This is a genomic window from Armatimonadota bacterium (genome assembly GCA_035527535.1).
Lineage (GTDB): Bacteria > Armatimonadota > Hebobacteria.
Window position 1 is genome coordinate 1 of record DATLAK010000065.1, and the last position, 26,154, is coordinate 26,154.

The 26,154-nt window shown below is 67.9% G+C and carries 21 protein-coding genes; 15 read left to right on the forward strand and 6 right to left on the reverse strand.

Annotated features, from left to right (window positions below):
• The 3 genes from VM221_03990 to ahcY form a co-directional block, all read right to left on the reverse strand.
• Positions 1–232: hypothetical protein (locus VM221_03990; GenBank protein ID HUT73982.1), on the reverse strand; the 232-nt coding region annotated here is incomplete at its 3' end.
• An 88-nt stretch (positions 233–320) separates the two neighbouring features.
• Positions 321–2,741, reverse strand: coding sequence for a hypothetical protein (locus VM221_03995; GenBank protein ID HUT73983.1), 2,421 nt, complete (start codon positions 2,739–2,741; stop codon positions 321–323).
• Between the two features lie 212 nt (positions 2,742–2,953).
• Positions 2,954–4,210: an adenosylhomocysteinase gene (ahcY, locus tag VM221_04000; protein HUT73984.1), complete on the reverse strand. Its 1,257-nt coding sequence runs from the start codon at positions 4,208–4,210 to the stop codon at positions 2,954–2,956.
• A 958-nt stretch (positions 4,211–5,168) separates the two neighbouring features.
• On the opposite strand from ahcY, the gene greA reads away from it, so the two are divergent.
• Positions 5,169–5,663: a transcription elongation factor GreA gene (gene greA, locus VM221_04005; protein HUT73985.1), complete on the forward strand. Its 495-nt coding sequence runs from the start codon at positions 5,169–5,171 to the stop codon at positions 5,661–5,663.
• Positions 5,664–5,817: 154 nt separating this feature from the next.
• Positions 5,818–7,284, forward strand: coding sequence for a lysine--tRNA ligase (lysS, locus tag VM221_04010; GenBank protein HUT73986.1), 1,467 nt, complete (start codon positions 5,818–5,820; stop codon positions 7,282–7,284).
• A 74-nt stretch (positions 7,285–7,358) separates the two neighbouring features.
• Here the strand turns inward: lysS and VM221_04015 are convergent, their stop codons facing one another.
• Complete coding sequence (locus VM221_04015; protein ID HUT73987.1) at positions 7,359–7,817, reverse strand: M67 family metallopeptidase; 459 nt, start codon at positions 7,815–7,817, stop codon at positions 7,359–7,361.
• Positions 7,818–8,113: 296 nt separating this feature from the next.
• On the opposite strand from VM221_04015, the gene VM221_04020 reads away from it, so the two are divergent.
• From VM221_04020 to VM221_04055, 8 genes are all read left to right on the forward strand, one after another.
• A complete protein-coding gene (locus tag VM221_04020) occupies positions 8,114–9,676 on the forward strand; it encodes a hypothetical protein (protein ID HUT73988.1) in 1,563 nt (520 codons plus the stop codon).
• A 20-nt stretch (positions 9,677–9,696) separates the two neighbouring features.
• Positions 9,697–10,014 carry a 4'-phosphopantetheinyl transferase superfamily protein gene (locus VM221_04025; protein HUT73989.1) on the forward strand — a complete coding sequence of 106 codons (318 nt, stop codon included), beginning with the start codon at positions 9,697–9,699 and terminating at the stop codon, positions 10,012–10,014.
• Complete coding sequence (locus VM221_04030; protein HUT73990.1) at positions 10,011–11,564, forward strand: NAD(P)H-hydrate dehydratase; 1,554 nt, start codon at positions 10,011–10,013, stop codon at positions 11,562–11,564. The genes VM221_04025 and VM221_04030 overlap by 4 nt, the downstream gene beginning before the upstream one ends.
• Before the next feature lie 75 nt (positions 11,565–11,639).
• Positions 11,640–12,647 (forward strand): tryptophan--tRNA ligase, encoded by a 1,008-nt coding sequence (gene trpS / locus VM221_04035; protein ID HUT73991.1) that lies wholly within the window; start codon positions 11,640–11,642, stop codon positions 12,645–12,647.
• A 72-nt stretch (positions 12,648–12,719) separates the two neighbouring features.
• Positions 12,720–13,499 (forward strand): segregation/condensation protein A, encoded by a 780-nt coding sequence (locus VM221_04040; GenBank protein ID HUT73992.1) that lies wholly within the window; start codon positions 12,720–12,722, stop codon positions 13,497–13,499.
• Entirely contained in the window at positions 13,486–14,163 is a 678-nt protein-coding gene (scpB, locus tag VM221_04045) for an SMC-Scp complex subunit ScpB (GenBank protein HUT73993.1), read from the forward strand. Before VM221_04040 ends, scpB begins: the two co-directional genes overlap by 14 nt.
• Positions 14,139–15,389: a D-alanyl-D-alanine carboxypeptidase family protein gene (locus VM221_04050; protein ID HUT73994.1), complete on the forward strand. Its 1,251-nt coding sequence runs from the start codon at positions 14,139–14,141 to the stop codon at positions 15,387–15,389. The genes scpB and VM221_04050 overlap by 25 nt, the downstream gene beginning before the upstream one ends.
• Before the next feature lie 101 nt (positions 15,390–15,490).
• Positions 15,491–16,249, forward strand: a complete 759-nt coding sequence (locus VM221_04055; protein HUT73995.1) for a pseudouridine synthase — start codon at positions 15,491–15,493, stop codon at positions 16,247–16,249.
• 108 nt (positions 16,250–16,357) lie between these two features.
• Here VM221_04055 and rpmB read toward each other — a convergent pair whose 3' ends face one another.
• Entirely contained in the window at positions 16,358–16,561 is a 204-nt protein-coding gene (rpmB, locus tag VM221_04060; GenBank protein ID HUT73996.1) for a 50S ribosomal protein L28, read from the reverse strand.
• A 513-nt stretch (positions 16,562–17,074) separates the two neighbouring features.
• Here rpmB and VM221_04065 point away from each other — a divergent pair.
• The 5 genes from VM221_04065 to VM221_04085 all read left to right on the forward strand — a co-directional run bounded on the left by VM221_04065 (position 17,075) and on the right by VM221_04085 (position 25,286).
• Positions 17,075–18,304 carry a DUF1385 domain-containing protein gene (locus VM221_04065; GenBank protein ID HUT73997.1) on the forward strand — a complete coding sequence of 410 codons (1,230 nt, stop codon included), beginning with the start codon at positions 17,075–17,077 and terminating at the stop codon, positions 18,302–18,304.
• 125 nt (positions 18,305–18,429) lie between these two features.
• A complete protein-coding gene (gene argS / locus VM221_04070) occupies positions 18,430–20,097 on the forward strand; it encodes an arginine--tRNA ligase (GenBank protein HUT73998.1) in 1,668 nt (555 codons plus the stop codon).
• 111 nt (positions 20,098–20,208) lie between these two features.
• Positions 20,209–21,288 carry a hypothetical protein gene (locus VM221_04075; protein HUT73999.1) on the forward strand — a complete coding sequence of 360 codons (1,080 nt, stop codon included), beginning with the start codon at positions 20,209–20,211 and terminating at the stop codon, positions 21,286–21,288.
• A gap of 172 nt (positions 21,289–21,460) precedes the next feature.
• Entirely contained in the window at positions 21,461–22,402 is a 942-nt protein-coding gene (locus tag VM221_04080; GenBank protein ID HUT74000.1) for a sugar kinase, read from the forward strand.
• Positions 22,403–22,478: 76 nt separating this feature from the next.
• Complete coding sequence (locus tag VM221_04085; protein HUT74001.1) at positions 22,479–25,286, forward strand: DUF4132 domain-containing protein; 2,808 nt, start codon at positions 22,479–22,481, stop codon at positions 25,284–25,286.
• 96 nt (positions 25,287–25,382) lie between these two features.
• Here VM221_04085 and VM221_04090 read toward each other — a convergent pair whose 3' ends face one another.
• Positions 25,383–25,976: a flavodoxin family protein gene (locus VM221_04090; protein HUT74002.1), complete on the reverse strand. Its 594-nt coding sequence runs from the start codon at positions 25,974–25,976 to the stop codon at positions 25,383–25,385.
• Between the last annotated feature and the right edge of the window lie 178 nt (positions 25,977–26,154).

The following is a 26,154-nucleotide window of genomic DNA, read 5'->3' on the forward strand; positions in this document are numbered from 1 at the left end:
ACACCATGGCGCATGACGCGATGACCGCGCGCACGGCGGGATCGGGGGCGAGCAGAAGCAGGGGTGCGACGAATGCGACCAACACGCCGGTGCCGGAGATGATGCGCACCGTGCGCGCGTGGGGGAGCTTGCGCCACCCCGCGCGCGCCGCCACCCGCAGCCACGCCCATGGCAGCACGTAGGCCAGTAACGCGGCGAGTATGCCGATGACCAGCGCCCGGGCAGCATCCATGAATCGTAGTCCGTGGTCCGTACGCCGTCAGCCTTAGACCGCAGAGTCCGCCCTTCCCCAGGTGCCGCGATCGCCTCCTGATCAGCACTCACTGCTTGGCGTCTGGCCCGTGAACGTCCGTGCTTCCGCCCAGTGCCGGCAGAGACATGGAGGCGAGCCCTGGGATAGTTGCCGGCTGTGCTACTTCCGCCCCAAGCCGTGGGGTAACGAAGATTGCGAGGACGCTTTCCTCGGTCTTCTGGTGGGTGCTGCGGAAGAGCTGGCCGATGAGCGGCAGGTCGCCCAGCAGCGGAGTCTTCTTGGACGACTTCGTATCCTGGCGCAGCATAAGCCCACCGATCATGATGGTTTCGCCCTCGCTGACCATGACGCTGGTGGTCGCATTGCGGCTGGTCACATCCGGCAAAGTGCTCGTCCCGGTGAACGTGAAGTTGCCGACTGCCACCTCGACGTCCACCAGGATATGCCCGTCCCCCAGGGCGCGAGGCGTGATCTTGCCGATAATGTCCGCCGAGATGTCGCTCTGCTGGATGATGGGGCGGCCGTACTGGTCGTAGCCCTGGGTGTAGAAGTAGTATTTGGTGCGCCGGATGTTGATGGTGGCAACCCGACCGCTGAGGGCGACCAGCCGCGGATTGGCGCGAATGGTCACGTCGCCCTTCTGCTCCAGCGCATTCAGGTTGACGTAGAACTTGCGGTCGAGCTTGCCCACGCCCTGGTAGAATATCTGCCCCGGCCCCAAGTCGCCGATGGGCAGCAAGCCGCCGAAGCGCCCCTTGGCATAGCTCCAGTCCAGCCCCAGGTCGCGGCTGGCGTCCTTGGACATCTCGGTCACCAGCACGTCCATCGTCACCTGGGGTGCCGGGGTGTCGAGGGCCGCGAGGTATGCGCGAATCTGCTCGGCCTTGTCAGCGGCCCCGACGCAGATTAGCAGGTTGCGCTCCGGCTCGGTGCGGCAGTAGCTCCGGTACTCCTCGGGCAAGCACGCCAGGGCCTGCTCGGTGGTCAGGTACTTAGGGCGGATCAGTTGGCCGTTGATGGCGCCGGTCGCCGGCGCAGTTGCAGTCGAAGGCGCGACCACGGTCTCGGGGGCGGGGGGCGCAGGCGTCACCGACGGAGCGGATGACCCGCTGCCAGGCGCAGTGCCCTTTACCGCCAACCTCTCCTCCGTCTTCGGGAGCGTCAGCACATACAGGTCCGGCTCGTACTGCTGCTGCTGCCAACTGATGACCTTGGCCTGGCAGAAGAGTATCCGCTCGCTGTCGGGGGCCCAGGACTCGCACTCATAGTAGATGTAGTACGGGTCCTTTCCCTGGCGGCACGATAGCAGCCGATTGACCTGTTCAGTGGTCGTCTCATAGACCTCGAGCGCATCTCCCGGGTCGGTCTTCTGTGCTTGGTCTCCCGTCCCCCGTAGGACGTACGTCAGCCCATGGCGAAAGACCCTCTTGGAATCCGGTGAAATCCACCAGTCGTGATCCTCGCTCAGGTTGCGAGCGCCGACCGGGGTCCCCAGAATGCGCCGCCACTTTCCCTCTCGCCAGTCAATAAGGAACGTGCCCTTGTAGCCCCAGGCCTCATCCTGAATCACGCCATGGCAGATGATGTAGCTCTGGTCGGGGGCCCAGGAGGGATGGACGAACGTGCCCCTACCCGCGGTCGAGTGGCTTGCGCCTGAGACGATGGTGTGCTCGTCCGTGCCGTCAGGGCGCACAAGAAGGATGTCCCACTTCGAGCCCATCCTGACTTCGTCCGGGTACCGGTCCTTGGCGGAGAAGAAAACAATCCACTCGCCATCGGGGGACCATTTCGGCTCGCCGCAGCTGCGGTGGTCGTTCGTAACCTGGAATAAGCCGGTGCCGTCTATGTTGGAGCGCCAGATCTCCGGTGTCGTGGACGGCGCGGGACGTGCGGCAAAGGTGATCTGCTTGCTGTCGGGCGACCAAGAGCCATTGCTGTCGTAGGCTGTTGTCCCGAATAGATTGCCGCCAATGCGCACCGGCTCCGTACCGTCGGCAGGAAAGACCCATAAGAACCATTTCCCGCGCTGGCGGTCGCGAATCTGGTAGGCGAGATGCTGGCCATCCGGGGCCCAAATCGGCGGCGCATCGCCCCCCGCGCCGAAATCACCGCGCTGATAGCCGCCCATGATGCGCTTGGTGTCGCCAGTGGCGAGATCGTACACGCAGACGCACGCGTCGCTCTGGTCTTCGTTCTTGTTCGCGAAGACGTAACCGATCTTCGTCCCATCAGGCGACCAGCCGGCAAGCATCGGCCAGCCAACGGCGCTGATGGCGCGTGAGTCGGAGCCATCGCCGTTCATGACGCACAGCTCGCGATCCGACTTGCTGACCGTGCGGTAGAAGACCACAAGATCACCCTTGGGGGCGAACCCCGCGCCGCGCTCGGTATAGGACTTCCCGTCTCTGGTGAGTTGTCTGATGACAACATCGGGCGCGACCTCGTAGGCCCAGGCCCCGCTCGTCGCGACTGCAATGACTGCCGCCAAGCACACTACCCGCGCAAGACAATACAGACGACCCCCACTGTCAGCACTCAAGGCAGAACCCCCTTCCCGTGAGATCCCAGCGTGCTATCCTCACCTCGCCTGGACTCTGGCCGCCATCCAGCGTCCGAACCCCGTCATCTCGATTCGTCAGCGTTTGTCGGGATGAGCCAGAAAACGGAGCAAAGCGCGGTCCTTCATATTTCCGCCCGTTCTCAGGTCCCTTCCTCCCACGCCGCCAGGTACTTCTCCTGCTCCGGGGTTAGGGCGTCTATCTCCACCCCCATCGCCGCCAGCTTGAGGCGGGCGATCTCTTCGTCAATCTCGCGCGGCACCGAGTGCACCGCTTTGGTCAGCTCGCGCCCGTGCTGTGCGAGATGGACGCACGACATGGCCTGGTTGGCGAAGCTCATGTCCATCACGCTCGAGGGGTGCCCCTCGGCCGCCGCCAGGTTGATCAGCCGCCCGTCGCCCAGCAGGTACAGCCGCCGCCCGTCCGCTAGCTCGAACTCCTCCACGAACTCGCGCACGCGCCGGCGCGCGCGCGCCATCGCCGCCAGTTGGGGGAGATTGATCTCGACGTTGAAGTGCCCGGTGTTGCACAGCACCGCGCCGTCGCGCATCACCTCGAAGTGCTCGGCGCGGATGATGCCCGTGTCGCCGGTGACGGTAATGAAGATGTCGCCCACGCGCGCGGCCTGCGCCATGGGCAGCACCTGGTAGCCGTCCATGGTCGCCTCCAGCGCGCGCAGGGGATCAACCTCGGTGACGATGACATGCGCCCCCATGCCGCGCGCCCGCAACGCCACCCCGCGCCCGCACAGGCCGTAGCCGGCGACGACAAAGCGCTTGCCGGCGATGAGCAGGTTGGTGGCGCGCAGAATGCCGTCGAGCGAGCTCTGCCCGGTGCCGTAGCGGTTGTCGAAGAGGTGCTTCGTGTTCGCATCATTGACCGCGATGATGGGATAGGCGAGCGCCCCGTCGCGCGCCATGTTGCGCAGGCGAATGACGCCGGTGGTGGTCTCCTCGCAGCCGCCGATGACGTTCGCCAGCAAGTCCTTGCGCTTGGTGTGGAGGATGTACGTGAAATCCGCGCCGTCGTCTATCGTGATCTGTGGCTTCAGGTCGAGCACGGCGTCTATATGCTGGTAGTAGGTTTTCTCGTCCTCGCCCTTGCGCGCGAAGGTGGGCACCCCCGCGGCGACCGCGAGATAGGCGGCGGCGTCATCCTGGGTGGACAGCGGATTCGACGCGCACAACGCGGGCTCCGCCCCCGCCGCCTTGAGCACGTGCATCAAGTTGACGGTCTCGGTGGTAACGTGCAGGCAGGCGCCGATGCGCACGCCCGTCAGCGGCTGCTCGCGAGTAAAGCGCTCTGTGAGCAGCTTGAGCACCGGCATTTCGCGCCCCGCCCATTCCGCGCGCAGGCGGCCCTGCTCGGCCAAACCGGCATCGGTCACGTCATAAGTCATGGAAACCTCCGATCCTCGATGGTAGGGGCACAGCGTGCGGTGCCCAATCACGCGCGCCGCACTACATGCGCGTTGGATTATAGCAACCGCCTCAATGAGGGGTCAAGCAAACGCGGAAAGGGCGAGGTCGCCCAGGGTCAGTAATAGCTACAACCTTCGGCCGCATGGCTGCCGTCGGCTGGACCGGCATGAGAGCCTATCCTAAGATTCACACTCCACGGGCATGTCATTCCGAACGACTTGTCCCCCGTAGCATCGGCGAAGGGGGAAGTGAGGAATCTCGGTTCGGAACGAGATCCCTCGCTGCCGCTCGGGATGACAGTCAGCCGGTCTTTCGGATAGGCTCTTAGCCGATCGAAGTGGTATGCCTGCGCGCCGGCCCGGAAAACGACGACAGGCCGCGCGCCATTGTCTGGGAACGGCGTCGCGGCCTGGTGCCCGGATGAGTCGGCCCGGTGCATTCCGGCCTACCCGGTTGCCACCTATACCCCATGGCTGCCGCCAATGCGAGCGCGGCGCCCGAATGTACGGCTTCGCGGCAGCCGCCCCACGCAGGTGGAAACCCACTGCGGCTCCCTAGAGCAACGAAAGAAGGGAGGGGAGACGGGGAGGACTGCGAAAGAGCGTATGACTGCCGACAGCCTGCGCCCCGGCTCGCGCGCTAGCAACATAACCGACCTCGCCGCGACCTGTCAAGCCCTTTGCAGGCTCCTGAGGGGCTGGGTGTGAGCATTCTTCTTTGGTCAGATTGTTGAGCGGACGTGGGCGTTGCGGTTGACAATCACGGCCGGTTTGTGGTATATATAACCTGGTAATTGAGGATGGCAGCCAAGCCCTGATGCCTGTAGGCACCGGGGCTAGCTTATTCCGGCGGAAGGTTGGCATACAGCCAGCCTTCCGCTTACATGTAGAATGAGGCTCCACGGAGGTGCCGCGGGGCAGTCCGGGAGGGCGTCGCATGGACCAGAGCACCTACGACGAAATGCAGCAAAGCCTGGCAGTCACTCGCGAGGGCTACACGAAGCTCCTGGATGAGCTGGAGCACCTGAAGACGGTGGAGCGCAAGCAGGTGGCAAATCGGATCCGCGAGGCCAAGCAGTTCGGTGACCTCGAAGGCAACGCCGAGTTCGAGGAAGCCAAGACCGAGCAGGCCCACGTCGAGGGCAGAATCCTGGAACTTCAGCGGCTGCTCCAAAACGCCTCGGTGATCGAGCGCAGCGAGGGGCCCGCCGACGAGGTGCGCCTGGGCTCGGTCGTCAAGCTCAAGGACCAGGCTGGTAAGAAGATCGAGTATCGCATCGTCGGGCCGGTCGAGGCGGACCCCGGCAACCATCGCATTTCCTACCAGTCGCCGGTGGGCCAGGCTCTGGTCGGGCACTCCAAGGGCAATAAGGTCAAGGTGACGGCGCCGGCCGGCGCGGTATCGTACACGATCGTTGATGTGAAGAACTGATACGACGCGGCTGCGGGCCCCATGAGCGCTCATCGGCGAACCCGTTTGCCAGAGCGATGGTTCAGAGTAAGCAGTGGGCCGCGGTGCCGTCGCGCTAACGGTTTCAGTGAGGGCCGGCAGGTATCGCCGGCCCTTGCGTTTAACATAGCCTGCCGTGAGCGACGAAGAACACGAGCTTGTCCGTCAGCGCCGCCTCAAGCTCGAGCGCCTGCGCGAGCTCGGCCGCGACCCCTTTGCCATCACCCGCTTCGAGCGCACGCACCTGGCGCGCGAGGTGGTGGAGGGTTACTGCGAGCTCGAGGGCCGACAGGTAACGGTCGCCGGGCGCCTGAGGTCCCTGCGCACCCACGGCAAGGCGGCCTTCGGCGACCTCGCCGACATCTCCGGCACCATCCAGATCTTCTGCAAGCTCGACCGGCTGGGGGCGGAGAGCTTCGCGCTGCTGGAGGAAGTTGACATCGGCGACTTCCTGGGGGTCGCGGGCGAGGTCATGACCACCCGCAGCGGCGAGATCACCGTGGCGGCGGAGCGCCTGGAGGTGTTGTCGAAGTCCCTACGCCCGCTGCCGGACAAGTGGCACGGGCTGAAGGATACGGAGATCCGCTATCGCCGGCGCTACGTGGACCTCATCATCAACCCCGAGGTTCGCCGCACCTTCATCGTGCGCAGCCAGGTCATCCGCGAGATCCGGCGCTTCCTCGACGGCCGCGGTTTCCTCGAGGTCGAAACGCCGATGATGCAGGCCATCCCCGGCGGCGGCGCGGCCAAGCCGTTCATCACTCACCACAACGCGCTGGACCTCGACCTCTACTTGCGCGTCGCCCCCGAGCTCTACCTCAAGCGCCTGATCGTCGGCGGGTTCGAGAAGATCTACGAGGTCAACCGCAGCTTTCGCAACGAGGGCGTTTCGACGCGCCACAACCCCGAGTTCACCATGCTCGAGGTCTATCAAGCGTACGCCGACTACAACGACATGATGAAGCTGACCGAGGAGTTGATTGCCCACGTGTGCGGGGAGGTGCTGGGCGACCTGAGCCTGACCTACCAGGGGCGGCAGGTGGACCTGAGCCCGCCCTGGAGACGCATCGGCCTGCTCGACGCCATCGCCGAGCGCACCGGCGCCGACCCGCAGCGGCTGATGGAGGCCGACTCAGCGCGGGCGTTGTGCGGCGAGCTGGGGCTGCCCGCGGGAGCGGATCTGCGGCTAACCACGCTGGTCAACAACATCTTCGAGGCGCGGGTGGAGCCGCATCTCATCCAGCCGACGTTCGTGGTGGACTACCCGACCGCGATCTCGCCCCTGGCCAAGCGCAAGCCCGGCAACCCCGACCTGGTGGAGCGGTTCGAGCCGTTCGTCGCGGGACGCGAGTTGGGCAACGCCTTCACCGAGCTCAACGACCCCATAGACCAGCACCGCCGCTTCGAGGAGCAGGCGCGCGCGCGCGCGGCGGGCGACGAGGAAGCCCATCCCATGGACGAAGACTACGTGCGCGCGCTGGAATACGGGATGCCGCCGACGGGGGGCCTGGGCATCGGCATTGACCGCCTGGTGATGCTGCTCACCGATTCCCCCTCCATCCGTGACGTCATCCTCTTCCCGCAGATGCGGCCGCAAGCCTGAGCCGCAAGGCGTCAGCCAGGCGTGAAGATGGGGGGCGTTCGCATGCACCGCCCGCGTGAATCCCGGCGCAGCGCTCACGGCGCTGCGCCGGCAGGCGCGGCCTGCAGATTGACCTCCACCGGCTCCTCGCGGAACTCGCCCTTGCCGTTCTGCCACACCCACGAGCGCAGGGAGACGCTGTCGCCATTGCCGCCGCCGTTGCGGATGGAGACAATGAGGTAGGAGTAGTAGGGCCACGCCTTGGCGGCGTCGTGCACCGACGGGTGCGGCGGAAACCTCGGGTGGGAATGGTAGAAGCCGATGATCTGCTCCTCGGTACCCATGGTCGCGCGCGCCACGCGGTAGATCTCGGCGGGGTCAATCTCGTAGCGGTCGCGACGGCCGTCGCGGCTAACGTTGGCGGCGGGGTAGGCAACGGTAACCGTTCGCGCGTGCTCGCGGCGGCCCACCAGGATGCCGCACGACTCGGCGGGATAGGCGCGTTCGGCGTGCGCGATGATCTGCTGCAGGATGCCTTTGCTGAGCGAGAGCATAACACGTTCCTCGGCGCGGGCCACGCCGCCGGCCCTTCAGATTCTATTCTACCACAGACGTCAGGCCCGCTAACCCTCAGCGCGTCACCGCGCCGCATTTTTCGGCGTCATCGGTGGGCACTTATTGCCACTTCGCAGGAGCTGCGGCACATTGCCGCCTCTCGCCGGGCGGCTGCGCATCGCGACCGGCCGCGGAAAAGGGATAAGCGCGCCCGCCGCCGAATGAAGCAGAGCGCCCGACTGATGTCCGGCGCCACTCCCCGGGGGTCGCCCCCCGGTACGCGGAATCGCAAGCGGTGGAGCTAGCCTCAATCGCCGCAGCCGCAGCGGCTGCGATTCCCCTGTTGGGCCTGGGTGCGGCTTCTCGCCGCAGGGCGGTCTTGCCGCGCAGCCGCCTCCCCGGCCTGGTGTCTCCCGAGCGCGCCTTGACCAGGCTCTACTGGAGCGCGTGGCAGGGAGCGTGGGAGCGGCTGCACGATCCCCAACTCACCCTCATACCCACCACCGGCGCCGACGACGGGACGGCGCTCGCCGCGCAAGATGCGAAATACGCGGCCGGTGTCCTGCCTGGTCAGCGCATGCCCATGCCGCGGCAGACTCCATCGGCGCCCGTCTGGGCATGGGCGGAATGGGACATCTACCTGGTCGGCGGAGATCGCGCGCGGCTGGCGCGGGTGCTGCCCGTGGTCGCGCGCTTTCATCGGTGGATGGTGGAGAACCATCGCAGCGCCGACGGCCTCTACCATCTCGACCGGGCGACGCCCACGCGAGTGGTCCTGTCGTCGCAGATGGCGCTGGACGCGCACCGCCTGTCGCTGATGGCGCGCGAACTCGAATGCCATGATGACGCCGCGGCGTTCGCCGCCGAACACGCCGAGTTGACGCAGGGGATCAACCGCGAGTTGTGGGCCGCCGCCGGCCGCGCATACAACGAGAATGGCACCGCCGAGACGCCGGCCCTGGCCCAGGCGTGGCCTTTGCTCGCCGGGGTCGTTCCACCACAGCGCGCCGACGCCGTAATCGGCCATCTCGCCGAGTGGATGCTGCGCCGTTCCCCGAGCGGCGAAGACATGACGGCAACCTACGTCGTCGTGCGCGCTCTGCTGGCGGCGGGGCGACCCGGTCTGGCAAGGACGGTTGCGCTCGAACACCTGCGCGCCTTGATGACGGAGCCGGGCGCGACGGCGCCTCACGCCGGGGTCATCGCCGCGATCATCGAGGCGGTGCTGGGTTTGAGCGCAGACGCGCGCACTGGCACGCTGCGGTGGACACCGCGTGTGAGCGCCCGCCACGGCATCCAGAACCTGCGCTTTGGGGATCACACCGTGTCGGTCAGGTCCGCGGCGCGCGCGCCGGGACGGGATTACGTCATCCGCACCGAGGCCGACCGGCCCTTCACCTTACAGGTGGCAACCGATTTCTCGCAGGGCACTGCCTGGCGCGGAAAGAAGTCACTGGGGCCGCTGAATGCGGGAGCGACCGCGATCGAGGTGCGCGCGGGAACCGCCGAGTATCGCATCCGCGGCGAGCCCGGGCCCGACGGCTTCCCGCCTGGGCAGCCGCAGGGCCTGGCGGTTGTGCGCACCGCGCAGGGGGCACGGCTGCAATGGCAGCCATGTGTGGATGATGACCTCGCGGGCTACTGCGTCTATCGCACCGAGGACCACGGTTGGCGCAACGTGAGCGGCGCCCTGTGCGCCTGGTCGTCATACACCGACGACGATCCGCCGCCAGGGGGCTGCCGGTACGCGGTGGCGGCGGTGGATGCCGCCAGCAACACCAGCCCCATGTCCGCGCCCGCGGACCTGGGAGCAGTGGGAGGCGCGCCATCGGCGCTGACACCACCGGAATCGGCATAGACGTCATCGAGATCAGCCGCCTGGAGGCGGCACTAGGTCGCCAGCCGCGCCTCGAGCAGCGATGCTTCAGCCCCGCCGAACGGGAGTACAGCAACCGCTGTCGCCGCCCGGGTCAGCATTTCGCCGCTCGGTTCGCGGCGAAAGAAGCGGTGGCGAAGGCGCTGCAAATCGGCGTGCGGTGGCGGGAGATCGAGATCATCGGCGCGGGGGGGCCGCCAAGGGTGGCGCTGTCGGGCCGCACCCGGGCGGCGGCTGCGGGGCGGCGGGTGATGGTTTCGCTGTCTCACAGCGGCGACATCGCGATGGCGGTCGCGGTCGCCCACAGGAGTCGGGAATGAAGGTTGTGACCGCCGCGCAGATGCGGGAGATTGACCGCCGGACGATCGCGGAACGGGGCATCGCCGGCCGCGAGTTGATGGAGAACGCGGGGCGGGCGGTCGCCGATCTGGTGCGCCACGCGGTGGCCGCGCCCACCGGCGCGAGCGCGGCCATTTTCGCCGGCAAGGGCAATAACGGTGGCGATGGCTTCGTGGCGGCGCGCCACCTCGCGCAACGGGGCATGGAGGTGCGGGTGATCCTCGCGGCGCGAGCGACGGAAGTCACCGGCGATGCGGCGCATTACCTGGCGGCAGCGGGCAGCGGCGGCGTTGCGATAGCGGAAGCGACGCAGATGGGGCCCGGTGCCTTGCGCACAGCGGCGGGGGCGGAGGTTATCGTGGATGCGCTCCTGGGCACGGGCATGAGCGGCGAAGTCACCGGTGTCGTTGGCGAGATGGTGGACCTCATCAATGACCTGCGCCGCGAGGGAAAGTGCTTGGTGGTCGCCGTGGATGTGCCTTCAGGCATCAACGCCGACACCGGGGCTGTATGCGGGCGCGCGGTCGCGGCGGACCACACGGTGACGATGGGCCTGCCCAAGCTGGGGCTGCTGCTGGGGGAGGGGATAGCGCACGCGGGGGCGGTGATGGTGGCCGACATCGGCTTTCCGGCGGACGTGATCGCGGACTCGCCGTGCGCGGCCGAGCTAATCGAACGCGAGTGGGCGCAGGCGGCGCTGCCGGCGCCGCGGCTGGACGCGCACAAGGGCGACCGCGGCCGGGTGGCGGTTATCGCCGGGTCCGTGGGCATGACGGGGGCGGCGGCGCTGAGCTCGATGGCAGCCCTGCGCATGGGTGCGGGGCTGGTGACCCTGGGCGTGCCGGCAAGCGTGAACGACATCATGGAAGTGAAGCTGACCGAAGCCATGACGCGCCCCCTGCCTGAGACGCCGGAACATACGCTCGCGAGGGCAGCCTATGCGGCCGCACTCGATTTGGCGCATGGCGCCGACGCGGTGGTTCTGGGGCCGGGGCTGTCGCGCCATGAGGAAACGGCGAGCTTGATCCGGGATCTCGTGCCGGCGATCCAGCGACCGCTGGTGCTGGACGCCGACGGGCTCAACGCGCTGGCCGGCCAGGGTGAACTGCTCCGGCGCCGACGCGCACCGACGGTGTGCACGCCGCACCCGGGCGAGATGGGGAGACTGGTGGGCCTGACGGCCGCGCAAGTGCAAGGCGATCGTCTGGGCGTCGCCCGGCGCGCGGCGGCCGACTTGGGCTGCGTGATCCTGCTCAAGGGGGCGAGAACCATCATCGCGGAACCGGGGGACCGCGCGCGGATCAATCCCACCGGCAACCCCGGCATGGCTTCCGGGGGCACCGGCGACGTGCTGGCGGGGATGATCGGCGCGCTGCTGGGGCAGGGGTGCGAGGCCGGCGATGCCGCGAGCGCGGCGGCGTTCTTCCACGGCCTGGCGGGCGACCATGCCGCCCGTGATCGCGGCCAGCGCTGCCTGGTCGCGGGCGACCTCATTGATTGCCTGCCGTCGGCGCTGAAGCCGCCGACCTGACGCCGGGTTGCGCCGCAGGTTGTCGCGGGCTGCGGGGCTGTGCTATAATCCGCTGCACATGCGTCGGAGGGTAGATTGAAGCAGGGCGTCATCTTCAGCGGCATGCGCCCCACCGGGCGGCTGCACCTGGGCAACCTCGAGGGGGCGCTGCGCAACTGGGTGGCGTTGCAGGACGACTACGAGCTCTACTGCGGCATCGTTGACCTGCACGCCCTGACCACCGATTGCGAGGACACCTCGCAGCTCGCCGAGCGCGTCCGCGAGATGGCCATGGACTTCATCGCCGCCGGCATTGATCCCGAGCGCGCGACCGTTCTGGTGCAGTCCCACGTTCGTGAGCACGCCGAGCTGCACCTGCTGTTGTCCATGGTCACCCCGGTGGGGTGGCTGGAGCGGGTGCCGACCTACAAGGAGAAGGTAGACGATCTCCACGGCGCCGCGCCGGGCTACGGTCTGCTCGGCTACCCGGTGCTGATGGCGGCCGACATTATGCTCTACCGGGCGGATACGGTGCCGGTGGGGCAGGACCAGCTTCCGCACCTCGAGCTCACGCGCGAGATCGCGCGGCGTTTCAACCATCTTTACGGGGAGGTGTTTCCGGAACCCGCCGCGAAGATAACGGCAAACGCGGTGCTGCCCGGCCTCGACGGGCGCAAGATGAGCAAGTCCTACGACAACCTGATATACGTGGCCGAGGAGCCGGAATCCATTCGCGCCAAGGTCAAGCGCATGTTCACCGATCCGGCGCGGGCCTATCGCAGTGACGCGGGGCACCCCGACGTATGCCCGGTATTCACCTACCACTCCATCTACACCGAGACCGAGCTGACACGCCAGATCGCGTCCGACTGCAGGGGCGCCGCTATCGGGTGTGTGGACTGCAAACAGCGGCTGGCGCAGTCCATCGTCGAGGCGTTGGCGCCGATTCGCGAGCGCCGTCAGCAGTTGGAACGGACCCCCGGCCTGGTGGATGACCTCCTGCACCAGGGCGCCGAGCGGGCGCGCAAGGCGGCGCGCGCGACCATGACCCTGGTGCGAGAGGCGATGAAACTGCCCGAGGAGAAGATAACGGTAGGCACCTGAAGCTGCAAGCACAATCCGGCAACCACATGCTGACCATTTCACGCAGCCACAATCGCAGCAAGGAGAGCCGCAATGATCACCGCCGCTAAGCCCCAGCTCGCGCCGGAGCTTCATGCCTGCTTCACGGGCCACCCGGTGCGGCTGCCGGTCTTCGAGGGGCCCCTCGACTTGCTGTTGCACCTCATCAATCGCCAGCAGATAGACATCTACAACATCCCCATCGCGCGCATCACCTCCCAGTACCTCGATTACCTCGCCCTGCTCGAGCAGTTCAACCTCGAAGTCGCCGGCGAGTTCCTGGTGATGGCGGCGACCTTGCTCGAGATCAAGTCCAAGCTGCTGCTGCCGCGGGCGGCGGTGGCCGGCGACGAGGACGAGGATGGCGCCGACCCGCGTGCGGCGCTGGTGGAGCGGCTGCTCGAGTACCGCAAGTACCAGGAGGCGGCCGCGACCTTGAGCGAGCGCGCGGAGTTCCAGCGCTGGGTCTTCAGCCGCTCCCTGCTGGGCCAGGAGGAGGATGACGGCGGCTACCTGATGCTCAACGCGGCCAGCGCTTTCGACCTCTGGGCCGCGGTGCAGCGGGTGCTGGAGCGAGCGCGGGAATCGCCGGTGGCCGAGCTGCGCCGGCCGCGGGTGACGGTGGCGATGAAGATCGCCCAGATCGCCGCGCGCCTGCGCGAGGCGGGCGACGAGGGCGTGGATTTCCTCGGTCTGTTCCCCGACATGGTCACCCGCATCGAGGTCATCGTCACCTTCCTGGCGGTGCTGGAGATGATCCGGCGCCAGGCGATCCGCGTGCTGCAGAAGCGCGCCTTCGGCGATATCAGGATCTACCGCAATGGAACTCACTGAGGCGTTGGGGCCGGCGAGCCACCGCGAGGACGACGAGGGTGACCTGAGCTGCTGTCTGGAGGCGCTGCTGTTCATGTCGGGCGGCCCGCTGAGCTTGCAGGATCTGTGTGAGCTCACCGGGCGCGAGCCGGAGCAGATCAACGCCGCCCTCGATCGGCTGGGGGGGGAGTGCGCGGGGCGCGCGGTATGGGTCGTCAGCGTCGCCGGCGGCTTCCAGTTGGCGACGCGACCGCGGTACGGCGAGCTGATCGCGAAGCTGCTGCAGCCGAAGCGCTTCCGCCTGTCCCGCGCGGCGCTGGAGACGCTGGCCATCGTCGCTTACAAGCAGCCGGTGACACGCCCGGAGATCGAGGAGATCCGCGGGGTCAACGTGGACGGGGTGATGGACACGCTGATGCAGTACGAGCTGGTGCGGGAGTGCGGGCGGCGGCGAACCCCCGGCCGCCCCATCCAGTACGCCACCAGCGAGGCGTTTCTGACCCACTTCGGCCTCAACTCCGTGCACGACCTGCCCGACTTGGAGCGGTTGGGACGACGAGAACCGGTGGAGACGGAAGCGGAGGAAATCGAGGACGACGCCGCAGCGATGGCGCCGTGCGACCAACACGGCGCGCAACCGCGAGCACCGAAGGAGCCGACGTGCGACCAGCCATCACCGCCCTAGTCACCGCTCTCATCGCCGCCGGCGCGGCGGCGGCTGCGCGCGCGGAGCCACCGCGCATCGCCGCCTCCGCGGCGATCCTGATGGACGCCGAAACCGGACAGGTGCTGTATGAGAAAAACGCCGATGAACGGCGCCCCATCGCCAGCACCACCAAGGTCATGACGGCCCTCATCATCCTCGAACACGGCAAGCTGGATATGATGTGCGCCGCGAGCAAGCACGCCGCGCAGACCCCGCAAAGCTCGATCTGGCTGCAGCCGGGCGAGCACCTGCGCTTGGAGGATTTGCTGGCCGCGATCCTGGTCAAGTCGGCGAATGATGCGTGCGTGGCGGCGGCGGAGGCGGTGGCCGGCAGTGAGGCGGCGTTCGTCGAGCTGATGAACCGGCGGGCGCAAGCGCTGGGCGCGACCAACACCCACTTCGTCAACCCCAACGGTCTCTATGACCCGCGGCACTACTCGAGCGCCCGCGACCTCGCCCTCATCACCCAGGTTGCGCTGCGCGTGCCGAAATTTGCCGAGCTGGTGCGCACCAAGTCGGCCGCCATCCCGTGGGCGGGCAAGGATTATGAGCGCGCGCTGGTGAACAAGAACAAGCTGCTGAGCATGATGCCGAGCGCGGACGGCGTCAAGACGGGTTACGTGCGTGAGTCGGGGCAATGCCTGGTCGCGTCCGCCACCCGCGACCGATGGCAGCTGATCGCGGTGTTGCTGGACAGCCCCGACTTGTGGGAGGAGGCGCCGGCGCTGCTGGAGTACGGTTTCCACGACTTTCGCGCGCTGTGCTTCGCGCGCCGCGGCGAGCCGGCGCTGACGGTGCCGGTGCGCGGCGGGGCGCGTGCGCAGTTGCGGCTGGTGCCCGCGGCGACCCTGATGCTGGTGCTGCCGAAGTGGAGCAACCGTGGGTACACTCCGCGGGTGGAGCTGACGAGATCGCGCATCGCCGCCCCGGTCAGTGCGGGAGAGAAGATGGGACGCATGGTGTTGACGGCGGGCAACCATGAGCTGACCGCCGTGGACCTGGTCGCCGCCGAGACGGTGCCGCGCTCCGTGCTCGCCAGCGTCCGCCTGGGAACCACGTGGCTTGTCTTTTCGCTCTTCGCCGCGGCGATGGTCGTGCGCAGCTACTCCGTGACGACCAGGAAGTACAAGTACCGCACCGGGCGTGTGCGGGTCAAGATGGCACCTGTGCAGCAAGCGCCGCGTTCCAGCGCCAGTCCGCGCTAAGCGCTTGCTTTGCCCTCGCCAGGCGTCCACCATCATCACCCATCAATCATCCGCAGGCGTCGCGCCCAGCCGCGGCACGCCCGCACCCGGGAGATTCCACCGTGGCCGAGAACGGAAACACGACTGCCGTAGGTCCCATGCGGCTGCAGAGGTACATGTCGCAGGCGGGGGTCGCCTCCCGCCGCAAGAGCGAGGAGCTCATCGCCGCCGGACGGGTCACTGTTGACGGGGTGGTCGCCACCCTTGGCGACAAAGCTGACCCCGCGCGTCAGGTGGTGGCGGTGGACGGCGCGCCCGTGCGCCGGGCGGCGCGCGAGTATTTCATGCTGCACAAGCCCAAGAAGTATCTGTGCACGGTGAGTGATCGCTTCGGGCGGCGCACGGTGCTCGACCTGATCCCGGAAGCGCCGCTGGGCACCCACCCCGTGGGGCGCCTGGACGCGGACGTCGAAGGGCTGCTGCTGCTGACCAATGACGGCGATTTCACCGCCGCCGTCACCCATCCGTCGCGCCAGGTCGAGAAGGTTTACCTCGCGCGCGTGCGTGGAGTGCCGTCACCGGGGGACCTCGCGCACTTGCGCTCCGGGGTGCGGCTCGAGGACGGTGTCAGCGCCCCGGCGCGCGCGCGGTTGATAGAGCAGCGGGACGATCAGGCGATCGTCGAGCTGGGAATTCACGAGGGGCGCAAGCGCCAGGTCAAGCGGATGATGATGGCGGTGCGTCACCCGGTGCTGTCACTCAAGCGCGTACGCGTCGGGCCGTTGGAGTTGGGGGAGCTGGAGCGCGGCAAGTGGCGGCGGCTGACGCCGCAAGAGGTGGAGGCCTGCCTGGCGGCGGCGGGGGCGCGCAAGGGGCGTTAGCCCGCACTATTCATGTCATGAACGCGGCGAAGCGAAGTGAAGTGAAGTGAAGTGAAGTGAGGAATCCGTCGGCCTGGGCGGGCGGCCGCGGAGAGCCCTCGCCCACGCTCAGGATGACCCTCGCTGCGCTCGGGTCACCTTGCCCGCCTTGATGCACTTGGCGCAGACGCGAAGCACCTTCGCGCCCTTGTGCCCGGCCGCCTTGACGCGCTGCAGGTTGGGCAGCCAGCGCCGCTTGGTGCGGATGTGAGAGTGGCTGATGCTGTACCCCACCTGGGGGCCTTTTCCGCAAACGGCGCAGCGCTGAGACATGGTCGTTCCTCTTGAAAAGCCGCGGTCTTGCCCGTGCTGGCGGCAAGGCGGTGGCGAGTGGTCTTTTCCCCCGCAACGGAAACATGCTATCATAATGCGTCACCGTTGACAAGGCAGACCTGGCGCTAACGGTTACCCAGTTTTCGATCAGGCCGCAGCGAGATTCTTCACTTCGCGCGGCCGCGCGACTCGCGCGAGCACGCTCCGTTCAGAATGACACCACCAGACCGTTGTCACTCTGAGCGGCTAGGCCCGGAGGGCCGCCACGGCGGCCGCTCCGCGACCTAGCCGCGTTAGCGAAGAGTCTCGCCTGCGCAATAGCGCAAAGTGGGTAACTGTCAGAGACCTGGCGGGCGGGTGGAAACGGACAGGTTGATTGTTACCCCCTGGGAGAGACGTTGCGGGCCACCCGACGCAGACCAACGAAATTCGGTCATACCACGGCCGGCCGTGAGCGGCCGGCCCTGGGGCCGGAGCCGAGGGACCGCCACGGCCGTAACGAGAGATAATAAGATGATGCGCGTTACCCCGGACATGACGATAGAAACCCTGGCTCGTCCCTGCCGGGCGCTGGAGGCAAGCGACAGACTGGGCCGAGCGGTGGAGGTTTTGCGCCAGGCGGGGCTGCCGGCGCTGCCAGTGTTCGCCATGGGGCGCCTGCTGGGCATGGTCAGTGCGGGCGACATCATGCGCCTCATCACCCGCGAGGCCGCGCACGGCGATGTCGAGGCTCTGCGCACCATGCCCGTGAGCTGCGCGATGGCCTCGCCCGTGGTCGCGGTGTACAGCGGCCAGAGCCTGGAAGCGGTGCGCGACTTGCTTGCCTCCTCCGGTCTGCGCGTGCTGCCGGTGATGGACGCGGTCGGCGCCTTCCGCGGGGTGGTGACGCGCGCCGACGTCATGTCGGCCCTGCTCGGGGTGACCACGCCACCTCACGTTGGCGGGCTGGCAACGCCGCTCGGCGTGTTCCTGACCACGGGGCACGTGCGCGGCGGCGCCGGCAATCTGGGGCTGGTGCTGACCGGCATGACCTTGGTGGCGCTGTTTGTGGCGGCGAGCTTCCTGAGCACCCTGGCAGCGCTCGCCATCGAAGCCTGGCGCGGGGTGCCGCTGTTCGCGCTCGCCCTCAACCAGAACGTGATGGTGAACCACCTTTACGCGGGGGCGATGGTGGCGGGATACGGGAGCTTCGCCCTGCTGGTGCTGCAGCTCGTCATCTTCTTCATCATGCTGCGATTGGCGCCGCTGACCGGCACTCACGCGGCGGAGCACATGGTGGTGCACGCGATCGAGGACGGCGACGAGCTGACGCCCGAGCGGGTGGCGCTCAAGCCGCGCGTGCATCCGCGCTGTGGCACGAACCTGATGGCGCTGATGTTCATCCTCCTCGCCGGCGGATCGGTGATCATGTCCATGGAGGGGCGCCTGGGCGGCCTCGGCTCGCTGCTCGGCATCGCGGTCCTGCTCACGATCGTCTATCTCGCGTGGCGCGGCGTGGGCGCGGGGCTGCAGCGCTTCATCACCACCCGCCGCCCCAGCCGCCGCCAGATCGAGGGCGCCATCGCCGCCGCCGAGCAACTGCTGGCCCGCTACCAACGCAACCCGTCGCATCGCGCTCAGGGCGTCGCTCGCCTGTGGAACATGGGCATGATCCAGGTCGGCGCCGGCTTCATCGCCGCCTGGACCGCCGCCGACTACCTGTCCGAGTGGCTCCGCCTCGGTTTGCTGCCCTTCGGCCGCTGACGGTTGCCAGCGGCGCCGAGGCGCTGACGCCCGCGGCGGCGCCCGCGGGCAGGTGCCGCGGGGGAAGGCGCCCCCCCCACGGAATCCGCTCGCCGCATGGGCAGGAGGAGATCGAGGACCACCGGATGATCAAGGAGCTACTGCGGGAGATACTGCGAAGGGCCCTCGACGAGGCGGTCACGGCGGGCGAGCTGAGGCCGGTGGGCGCGCCCGAGATCGAGCTCCTGGATCCTCCCGATCCTCGCTTCGGCGATTTCTCGACGAATCTGGCCATGGTTGCCGCCAAGGCGCAAGCGCGCGCGCCGCGGGAGGTCGCGCAGGCGTTGGTCGCGCGGCTGGAGGATGACCTCATCGAGCGGGCCGAGATCGCGGGCCCCGGCTTCATCAACTTCTATCTCAAGCCGACGTGGCTGGATGACGTCGTGTGCGCCATCCACGCGCAGGGCGAGCGCTACGGTGGGCGTGATGACGGCGGCGGCGAGCGCATCCTGCTTGAATTCGTCAGCGCCAACCCGACCGGGCCCTTGAATGTGGTCAATGGGCGCGCGGCGGCCATCGGCGACACGCTGGCGCGCCTGCTGGAGTTGCGCGGCTATCGGGTCTCCCGCGAATACTACATCAACGATGCCGCCAGCAGCACCCAGGTGCAGAAGCTTGCGCTGTCACTCGACGCACGCTACTGCCAGGCCCTGGGGCAGGATAAGCCGGTCCCCGAGGACGGCTACAAAGGCGAGTACCTGGCGCAGATGGCGCGCGAGCTGATCGCCGTCGCCGGCGACCGCTACCTGAGCCTGCCCGAGGCCGAACGCTTGGCGGCCTGCACCGCGTTTGCGGAGCGCGGCTTCGTTGAGAACCACCGCCATGTGCTGGAGACTTTCGGCGTGGCTTTCGACAACTGGTTCCGCGAGAGCTCCTTGTTTGACAGCGGCGAGGTGGAACAGGTCATCGCCCGCCTCAAGGAACTCGGCCACACCTACGAAGCGGACGGAGCGGTGTGGCTGCGTGCGACGGCTTTCGGCGATGATAAGGACCGGGTCCTCGTGCGCAGCAACGGCAAGCCCATGTATGTCGCCTCCGACGCGGCCTATCACAGAAACAAGTTTGACCGCGGCTTCTCGCGGCTGATAGACATCGTTGGTCCCGACCATCATGGGTGGGTCGCGCGTACGCGGGCGGCCGTCGCGGCGATCGGCTGCGCGGTGGACCGACTGGAGATTATCATCACCGGGACGCTGCGCCTGTTCAGGGGCGGCGACTTGGCTCACATGTCCAAGCGCGCCGGCGACATCATCACCTTGGAGGAGGTGCTGGAGCAGGTCGGCGCCGACGCCGCGCGCTACTTCTTCCTCATGCGCTCCACCGACAGCCCGCTCGATTTCGACCTCGACCTGGCGGTGCGCCAGTCGCCCGAGAATCCGGTTTACTATGTGCAGTACGGCCACGCGCGTATCTGCAGCATTCTGCGCAACGCCGAGGAGAAGGGAGTCGCTCTCCCCGACCCGCGCGCGGCAGATTTGACCCTGCTGCGCGAACCCGATGAGCTGGCGCTCATGCGCAAGCTGGCCGCCTTCCCGGAAGAGGTGGAAATGGCAGCTAGACTCTACGAGCCGCACCGCATGACGCGCTACGCATCCGAGGTGGCGACGGCCTTTCACGTCTTCTACACCAATTGCCGCGTTCTCGGCGACGATCCGAAGCTGACCGCCGCGCGGCTGACGCTGGTGGGGGCGGCGCTTATCGTCCTGCGAAACGTCCTGCGCCTGCTGGGCGTCAGCGCCCCGGAGCGGATGTAGGGGCAAGGCATGCCTTGCCCCTACGTGTGGCACAGCCGCCCTCGGCTGTGACCGCGCCCTACGCAGGGTAGGGGCGCACGGCGTGCGCCCATTCCGTCCAGGAGGGGTATCATGGCCAAGCTATGGCAGATCGCTGCGGGTGAACGTACCCGCTACTACGGCGATTGGTTCCTCGAGCACGACGTGATGTTCATGGGGCCGGGACGGCACGGCTGTTATGCGGAGAACGAGGCCAAGTACGGCCAACTGAGGAATGGGTTGCGCCGCTTCGTCGACGTCAAGAAAGTGCAGCCTGGCGACGTTGTCCTCTTGCGCTGCGGCCAGAGGGCCAAGGCCATCGGACTGGTATTCGGGGACTATGCGTGGCGTGAGACTTTCGACGACGTGCACGGGTGGGACCTGCAGCACACTCGAAGAGTGATCTGGCAGGAAGACCTGAAGGATGAGCTGAATCGGGTCCAGCCCGAGGAAGGCTTCTTCCGTTCGAAGCAGGCCGCGACGTTCTCCGCGGTGAACGATCCGAAGGTCATCGAGCAGATAGAGCCGCTTGGCGGGCGCTGTCAACCGAGGGAACTGAAGCGGCTGCCCGAGGTTCCCCGCGAGGTCTCCCGTCCGCTGGAACTGCCCGAACTCGGACGCGAGCTCTACTCGCGCGGCATCCCGAACGACGCGGTGGACAGAGCACTGTCGGCAATCGAGCGGCAGCGGCAGCTATGGCAATGGTATGACGAGCACGGGCAAGCAAGCGGGCGACCGACGGAGCACGAAGTCGTCGCGCACCTGGTGTTGCCGCTATTGCTCGCGCTCGGCTGGTCGGAGCAACTGCTGGCGATCGAATGGAATCGAATTGATCTCGCGGGCTTCTTTCGCACACCGACGCGCAAGGAGGACTGTGTCCTCGCGTGTGAGGCCAAGGGAATGGGGCACGGGTTGCAGGATGAGAGGACATTCGACCAGGCGAAGAAGCACACGCACGGGCTTGCCCGGTGCGGAAGACTGCTGCTCACTAACGGCGCCAGGTTCTATCTGTACGAGCGACAAGGAGACAAGTGGTGCGACCAGCCCGCCGGTTATCTCAACATCAACCGGATTCGCACCGCGCACCTCGTGCCGACCAACACCAACGCCGTGGATACCATCGAGGCCCTGACGCCGGCCGGAGTCCTACGCCCATTGAAAACGGCATCGTGACCCCGCGCGACGGCTGCAAACGAGTTTCGCGGTGTTGGGCCGCCTACGAGATCACAGGCGAGGGCGCCTGTGCCACATGAGCATGCGCCCTCTCCCGGCAGGCTTGGTCGCGCCGTCGGCGAATAACGCGCTGCCGGAGTTGCCGGTAAGACCCGAGACCATGGAGAGAGGGATGCCTGAGGTAGTATGCGTGGGGATACTGGTAGCCGACGTTCTCGCCAAGCCGGTAGACGTCTTCCCCGAGCGGGGACGGCTCACGCTGGTGGACCGCATGGAACTGCACACCGGCGGCTGCGCGGCCAATACCGCCGTCGGCCTGGCGCGGGTGGGAGTGTCGACGGGCCTCATCGGCAGGGTGGGCGATGACGGTTTCGGCGATTTCTACATGTCGGCGATGCAGCGCGAGGCGGTTGACGCCTGCGGTATCATCCGCGACCCCGCCGCCAACACCTCCAGCACCATGGTGCTGGTGCACGGCGACGGCGAGCGCTCTTTCATTCACTGTCTGGGGGCCAATGCGGCGCTGCGCGCGCAGGACGTTGATCTCGACGCCATCGCCGGGGCCAAGGTTCTGCACGTGGCCGGGACCTTCCTGATGCCCGCGCTGGACGGCGAGCCGACGGCGCGGCTGCTGCGGGAGGCGAAGCGGCGCGGAATCATTACCAGCCTCGACACCGCCTGGGACAGCACCGGTCGCTGGATGGAGCTGATCGAGCCCGCGCTGCCCCACCTCGACTACTTCGTGCCCAGCATCGAGGAAGCACGCAGGATCACCGGCGCCGACGATCCCGCGGACATCGCGCAGGTGCTGTTTGGCCACGGCGTCGGGGTGGTAGCGCTGAAGATGGGAGACGCCGGCTGCTACGTCGCCAGCCGCGATCAGCGCCTGCGCCTGCCCTCCTTCGAGGTGGCGACGGTTGACGCCACCGGCGCGGGCGACGCTTTCGCGGCCGGCTTCCTGGCGGGAGTGGTCGAGGGCTGGAGCCTGGAGCAGACCGCGCGTTTCGCCAATGCCGTCGGCGCGCTGTGCGTGCTGGCGGTGGGGACAACCGCCGGCATCAAGAACATGGACGAAACGCGGGAGTTCATGGCGTCGGCGCGTCTTCGGCAGTAGGGAACCGACGACCGTCGCCCGCAACCACGGGACCGTGCGGGGCGAGACCAAGCTCGCTCCGGTAGCGAGCCACCGTATGCGCACCAACTGGCACCAGGCCCAGGCGAGCATCGAGGCGGCGCTTGACCGGATGCGCTTGCCCGCATCGTACTGGCAGCACACCATGCCCGCGGTGGTGCAGGACTGGCTGCGCCGGAGCGCGGGTCAATCGGTGCGGTCGCGACGGTTGCAGGAGTTCGATGCCCTGACCGCGCGCCTCGACCGCGAAACGCCGGGATGGGAACGGCCGGCGAGCGAGTTCCTGCTCGCGCCCGCCATCCCGGCCAGCATGGCTTACTGGCGACCGGTGGCCGCGCTCTTGGGGGGCAGGGCCCTGGCGCGACCGGCGGAGCTGATCCGCTTCGTGGATCGCTGGGCCGATGCGTTCGCCGGTGGCGGGGGTCTCGGCTGGTCCGATAAGTACCGGGGAGCGCAGTGCGTCCTGGCGCTGATGAGCACCGACACCACCGACACGCTGTCGCTGTGGCGAGGTGCGCTGGCGCGCCTGTGCGCAGGCGCCCGCGCGTGGCGTCGCGACCCCGCCTGCGGCGCCGACGGGGCGATCTTCCTGATTTGCTTGAAGCTCCTGCAACACCGGCTGCTGTCGTACGACGAGTTCGCGCGGGCGGCGCGCAGCGGCGAGGTCTTTCACCCGCGGCACTACAGTGGGCGGCGCGTGCGGCCGCCCTTCTACCAGCCAGTGCTCGACCGCCTGGGCCTCAGCGCCAGCCGCTACTTCCGCGTCATGTACCAGCGCCTCGCGCATGAACAGCTTGACCGCGCGCGCGCGGGCGGCTGGGAGGACGTGTGGTGGCTGCGCAGGTTGAGCGGGCGCGACTATTTCTTCACGGCGCTGGAGGAGCTCGAGGCCGATCCGGTAGCGCTGCCGGCCCTGCACGCCGCCAAGTGGAGCTTCGATTTCGGCGAGCGGGGCCCGGCGCTCGTCCGGCGCCTCGGGGCCTTCGCGCCGCGCACTCTGGCCACGGTTTCCCTGCTGCGCGACGACCTCGACCAGGAGCTCGCCCAGGCGCTGGAGTGCGAGGCTCATCCCCGCGCGATGGCCTGGCTGCGGGGATCCACCGCCGCGGCATGGGTCACGGCGCAGGAGCGACCGCCATGGCTGGCGGACTGGTGCGAGCGCCTGGCGGAGGTGGCAGCGGAGGCGGTGGAGCACCTGTGGCTGCTGGGGCTGCCGCCCATGCCCTCGCCGCACCTGCTGGAGACGCTGCGGGTCGCGCCCGCCAACGGCGCCGCGGCAGAGGCGGAAGCGGAGCGCTACGCGCTGGTCGAGAGGTTTCTGTGCGCGCACTTGTGTCCGGACTTCACGCGCATCAGTCTCAACCTCGACTACGCCGATGCCCTCGCCGGACGCAACGAGGACGCGCTCCTGCGGCGCGCCTGCGAGGATACCCCGACCGCCATTCGCGCGCTGGGCTTGGGCGACGGTGACGAGCGCGAGCGCGTCGAGGTGCTGCTGTCCTGCAAGCGCCGAGGCGACCGTTCGGTGCGCGCGGCCGCGCAGCAGGCGCTGGAACTGATCGCGCGCCGCCACGGCTGCGCCGATGCGCGTGAGCTGGAGCGCCGCCAGGAGTTGGCGATGGCATGGTCCGACGGCGGGCTCGAGGGACGTCCGTCGCGGGTGTGGTGGGATGTCGGCAACTATCGCGTCAAGCTGTCGCCGGCCAACGGCAAGGTGCAGGTGATCGCATACGGACGCCGGGGGCCGCTGCGAAGCATCCCCCGCGCTGTGCGCGACCATCCCGATTTCGCCGAGATCAGCAACGCACGCCGGGAGCTGACCCAGCAGTACGCCGAGTTCCGCGCGCGCCTGGAAGACGCGATGATAACCGGGCGCGCCTACTCGCCGGCGGAGCTGGCGATGCTGCGCTCGAACCCGGTTTTCGCGGACCTGATCGGGCGCTTGCTGCTGGTGGTGGGCGGCGATCTCAGGCTCGGCTGTGGGCAATGCGCGCAGCCGGCGCGTATCGCGCATCCGGCGGAGCTGCTGGCCATGGGGGCGCTGGAGACGTGGCAGCGGAGGATCGTGGACGAGCGGGTCATCCAGCCTTTCAAGCAGTGCTTCCGCGAGGTCTACCATCCCGCGGCGGACGAAATGGCCGCCGCCAGCACCGCGCGCTTCGCGGGGCACCGCGTGCTGGTGCCACGGGCATTCGCCCTCCTGCGATCGAAGGGCTATTCCCCCGGACGCGGCCAGGCGCGCCGGGATTGGCCGCATGCCGCCATCCAGTCGCATTTCGCCTGGGGCGTCGGCCGACCCCGGCTCGATTACCACCTCAGCGAGGACGGCCGCGACCAACCCGTGGTCACCGGCAACATCGCCTTCCACCGCCTGGGGAGCGACGGCAAGCCATGCGCACCGTTGACGATCGGGGAGGTGCCGCCGATCGTCTTCAGCGAGACCATGCGCGACGCCGACCTGGTAGTCTCACTCGCCGCCGCCGGCGAGCTCGGCTTCACCTCGGAGCAGACAGTGCACCTGCGTCTCGCCCTTGCGCGCCAGCTCGCTCGCATCCTGGGCTTGACCAACGTCGCCGGCCCCGACACGGGCAGCTACGTGGTCGTGCAGGGGGAGCTGGCAACCTATCGCGTGCATCTGGGCAGCGCCAGCATCTTCATCGAGCCCACCGGCGCCCACCTGCCCGTTCCGCAGTCGCCCGGGCGCCAAGCACCCCTGCCCGCTTACCTGCCGTTCGAGGACGTGGATTCGCGCACGGCGGAGGTGCTGCGCGTCATTGTCACCCTCAGCCGCGACGCCGCCATCGAGGATGAGCGGTTTCGTGACTGCCTGGCGCGCCTGACCGAGGCCGCCCGGCGGCGCGGGTAGGGGTCTGTGGCGGGAGGGACTGTCCCCGAATGGGGACTGTCCCCTTCCGGGCGGGTACAGTCCACATAGGGACAGTCCCCGCCTGCCCGGCGGCGGTCAAGCGCCGATTTCGCCCGCCTGGGCCGCCAGCCGGCGCCCGGCCGCTCGCGCCTGCTCCAAGGTCTCCGGCCGCGACCATACGTCACCCAGCGAGTCGAGCCCGTGAACGAAGACCGTGGCCGACAGCTCCACCTCCAGCACGTGGAACACCGGCCGCACTACCGCCAGTCCGCCGTCGAACATGGTCGGAATCCTGGTGCCGCAGGTCGAGATGAACAGGCCCTTGCGCCCCGGCGGGCGCGGCTGCACCAGGCGCTTCATCAGGTACTTCTCACTCCAGCATGCCTGGCAGCGGTCGAATACCGCCTTCAGCCACGCGGTGACGCTGCCGAAGAAAATGGGCGACGCGATGATCAGGCGCTCCGCCCCCCGCAGCAGCGGATATAGCTGCTGCATGTCATCGCGGATCACGCACAGGCCGGTCTCGCTGCATCCCCCGCAGGCTCGACACGGCCAGATCCGCATCCACGCCACCTGAAACGACGCGATCTCGACCTCCGGTCGCTCCGACGCGCCTTCGATGGCGGCCCGCATCAGCTCTTCGCTGTTGCTGGGCCGATGGGGGCTGCCTGCCAGGGCCAGAATCTTCATGCGACCCCTCCTGCGGGTGAGAGTTCTGCCCGTGCCGATCGCCGGCCTTCGTCGTCGGTGACCAACTTGAGTGGCTAGGGCCGACGAATCGGCCCGCCACGGCGGCCCGACGGGCCTAGCCGCCGCACGGAGATCATTCCGATTCCCTCGCTGGCGCTCGGGGTGAAAGTCCCCAACG

Bases quoted from the DNA above. Each gene is read 5' to 3' on its own strand.
- ahcY (HUT73984.1), bottom strand. From the start codon at position 4,210: ATGACTTATGACGTGACCGATGCCGGTTTGGCCGAGCAGGGCCGCCTG.
- greA (HUT73985.1), top strand. From the start codon at position 5,169: ATGGACCAGAGCACCTACGACGAAATGCAGCAAAGCCTGGCAGTCACT.
- VM221_04015 (HUT73987.1), bottom strand. From the start codon at position 7,817: ATGCTCTCGCTCAGCAAAGGCATCCTGCAGCAGATCATCGCGCACGCC.
- VM221_04030 (HUT73990.1), top strand. From the start codon at position 10,011: ATGAAGGTTGTGACCGCCGCGCAGATGCGGGAGATTGACCGCCGGACG.
- VM221_04040 (HUT73992.1), top strand. From the start codon at position 12,720: ATGATCACCGCCGCTAAGCCCCAGCTCGCGCCGGAGCTTCATGCCTGC.
- scpB (HUT73993.1), top strand. From the start codon at position 13,486: ATGGAACTCACTGAGGCGTTGGGGCCGGCGAGCCACCGCGAGGACGAC.
- rpmB (HUT73996.1), bottom strand. From the start codon at position 16,561: ATGTCTCAGCGCTGCGCCGTTTGCGGAAAAGGCCCCCAGGTGGGGTAC.
- VM221_04065 (HUT73997.1), top strand. From the start codon at position 17,075: ATGATGCGCGTTACCCCGGACATGACGATAGAAACCCTGGCTCGTCCC.
- argS (HUT73998.1), top strand. From the start codon at position 18,430: ATGATCAAGGAGCTACTGCGGGAGATACTGCGAAGGGCCCTCGACGAG.
- VM221_04075 (HUT73999.1), top strand. From the start codon at position 20,209: ATGGCCAAGCTATGGCAGATCGCTGCGGGTGAACGTACCCGCTACTAC.
- VM221_04080 (HUT74000.1), top strand. From the start codon at position 21,461: ATGCCTGAGGTAGTATGCGTGGGGATACTGGTAGCCGACGTTCTCGCC.
- VM221_04085 (HUT74001.1), top strand. From the start codon at position 22,479: ATGCGCACCAACTGGCACCAGGCCCAGGCGAGCATCGAGGCGGCGCTT.
- VM221_04090 (HUT74002.1), bottom strand. From the start codon at position 25,976: ATGAAGATTCTGGCCCTGGCAGGCAGCCCCCATCGGCCCAGCAACAGC.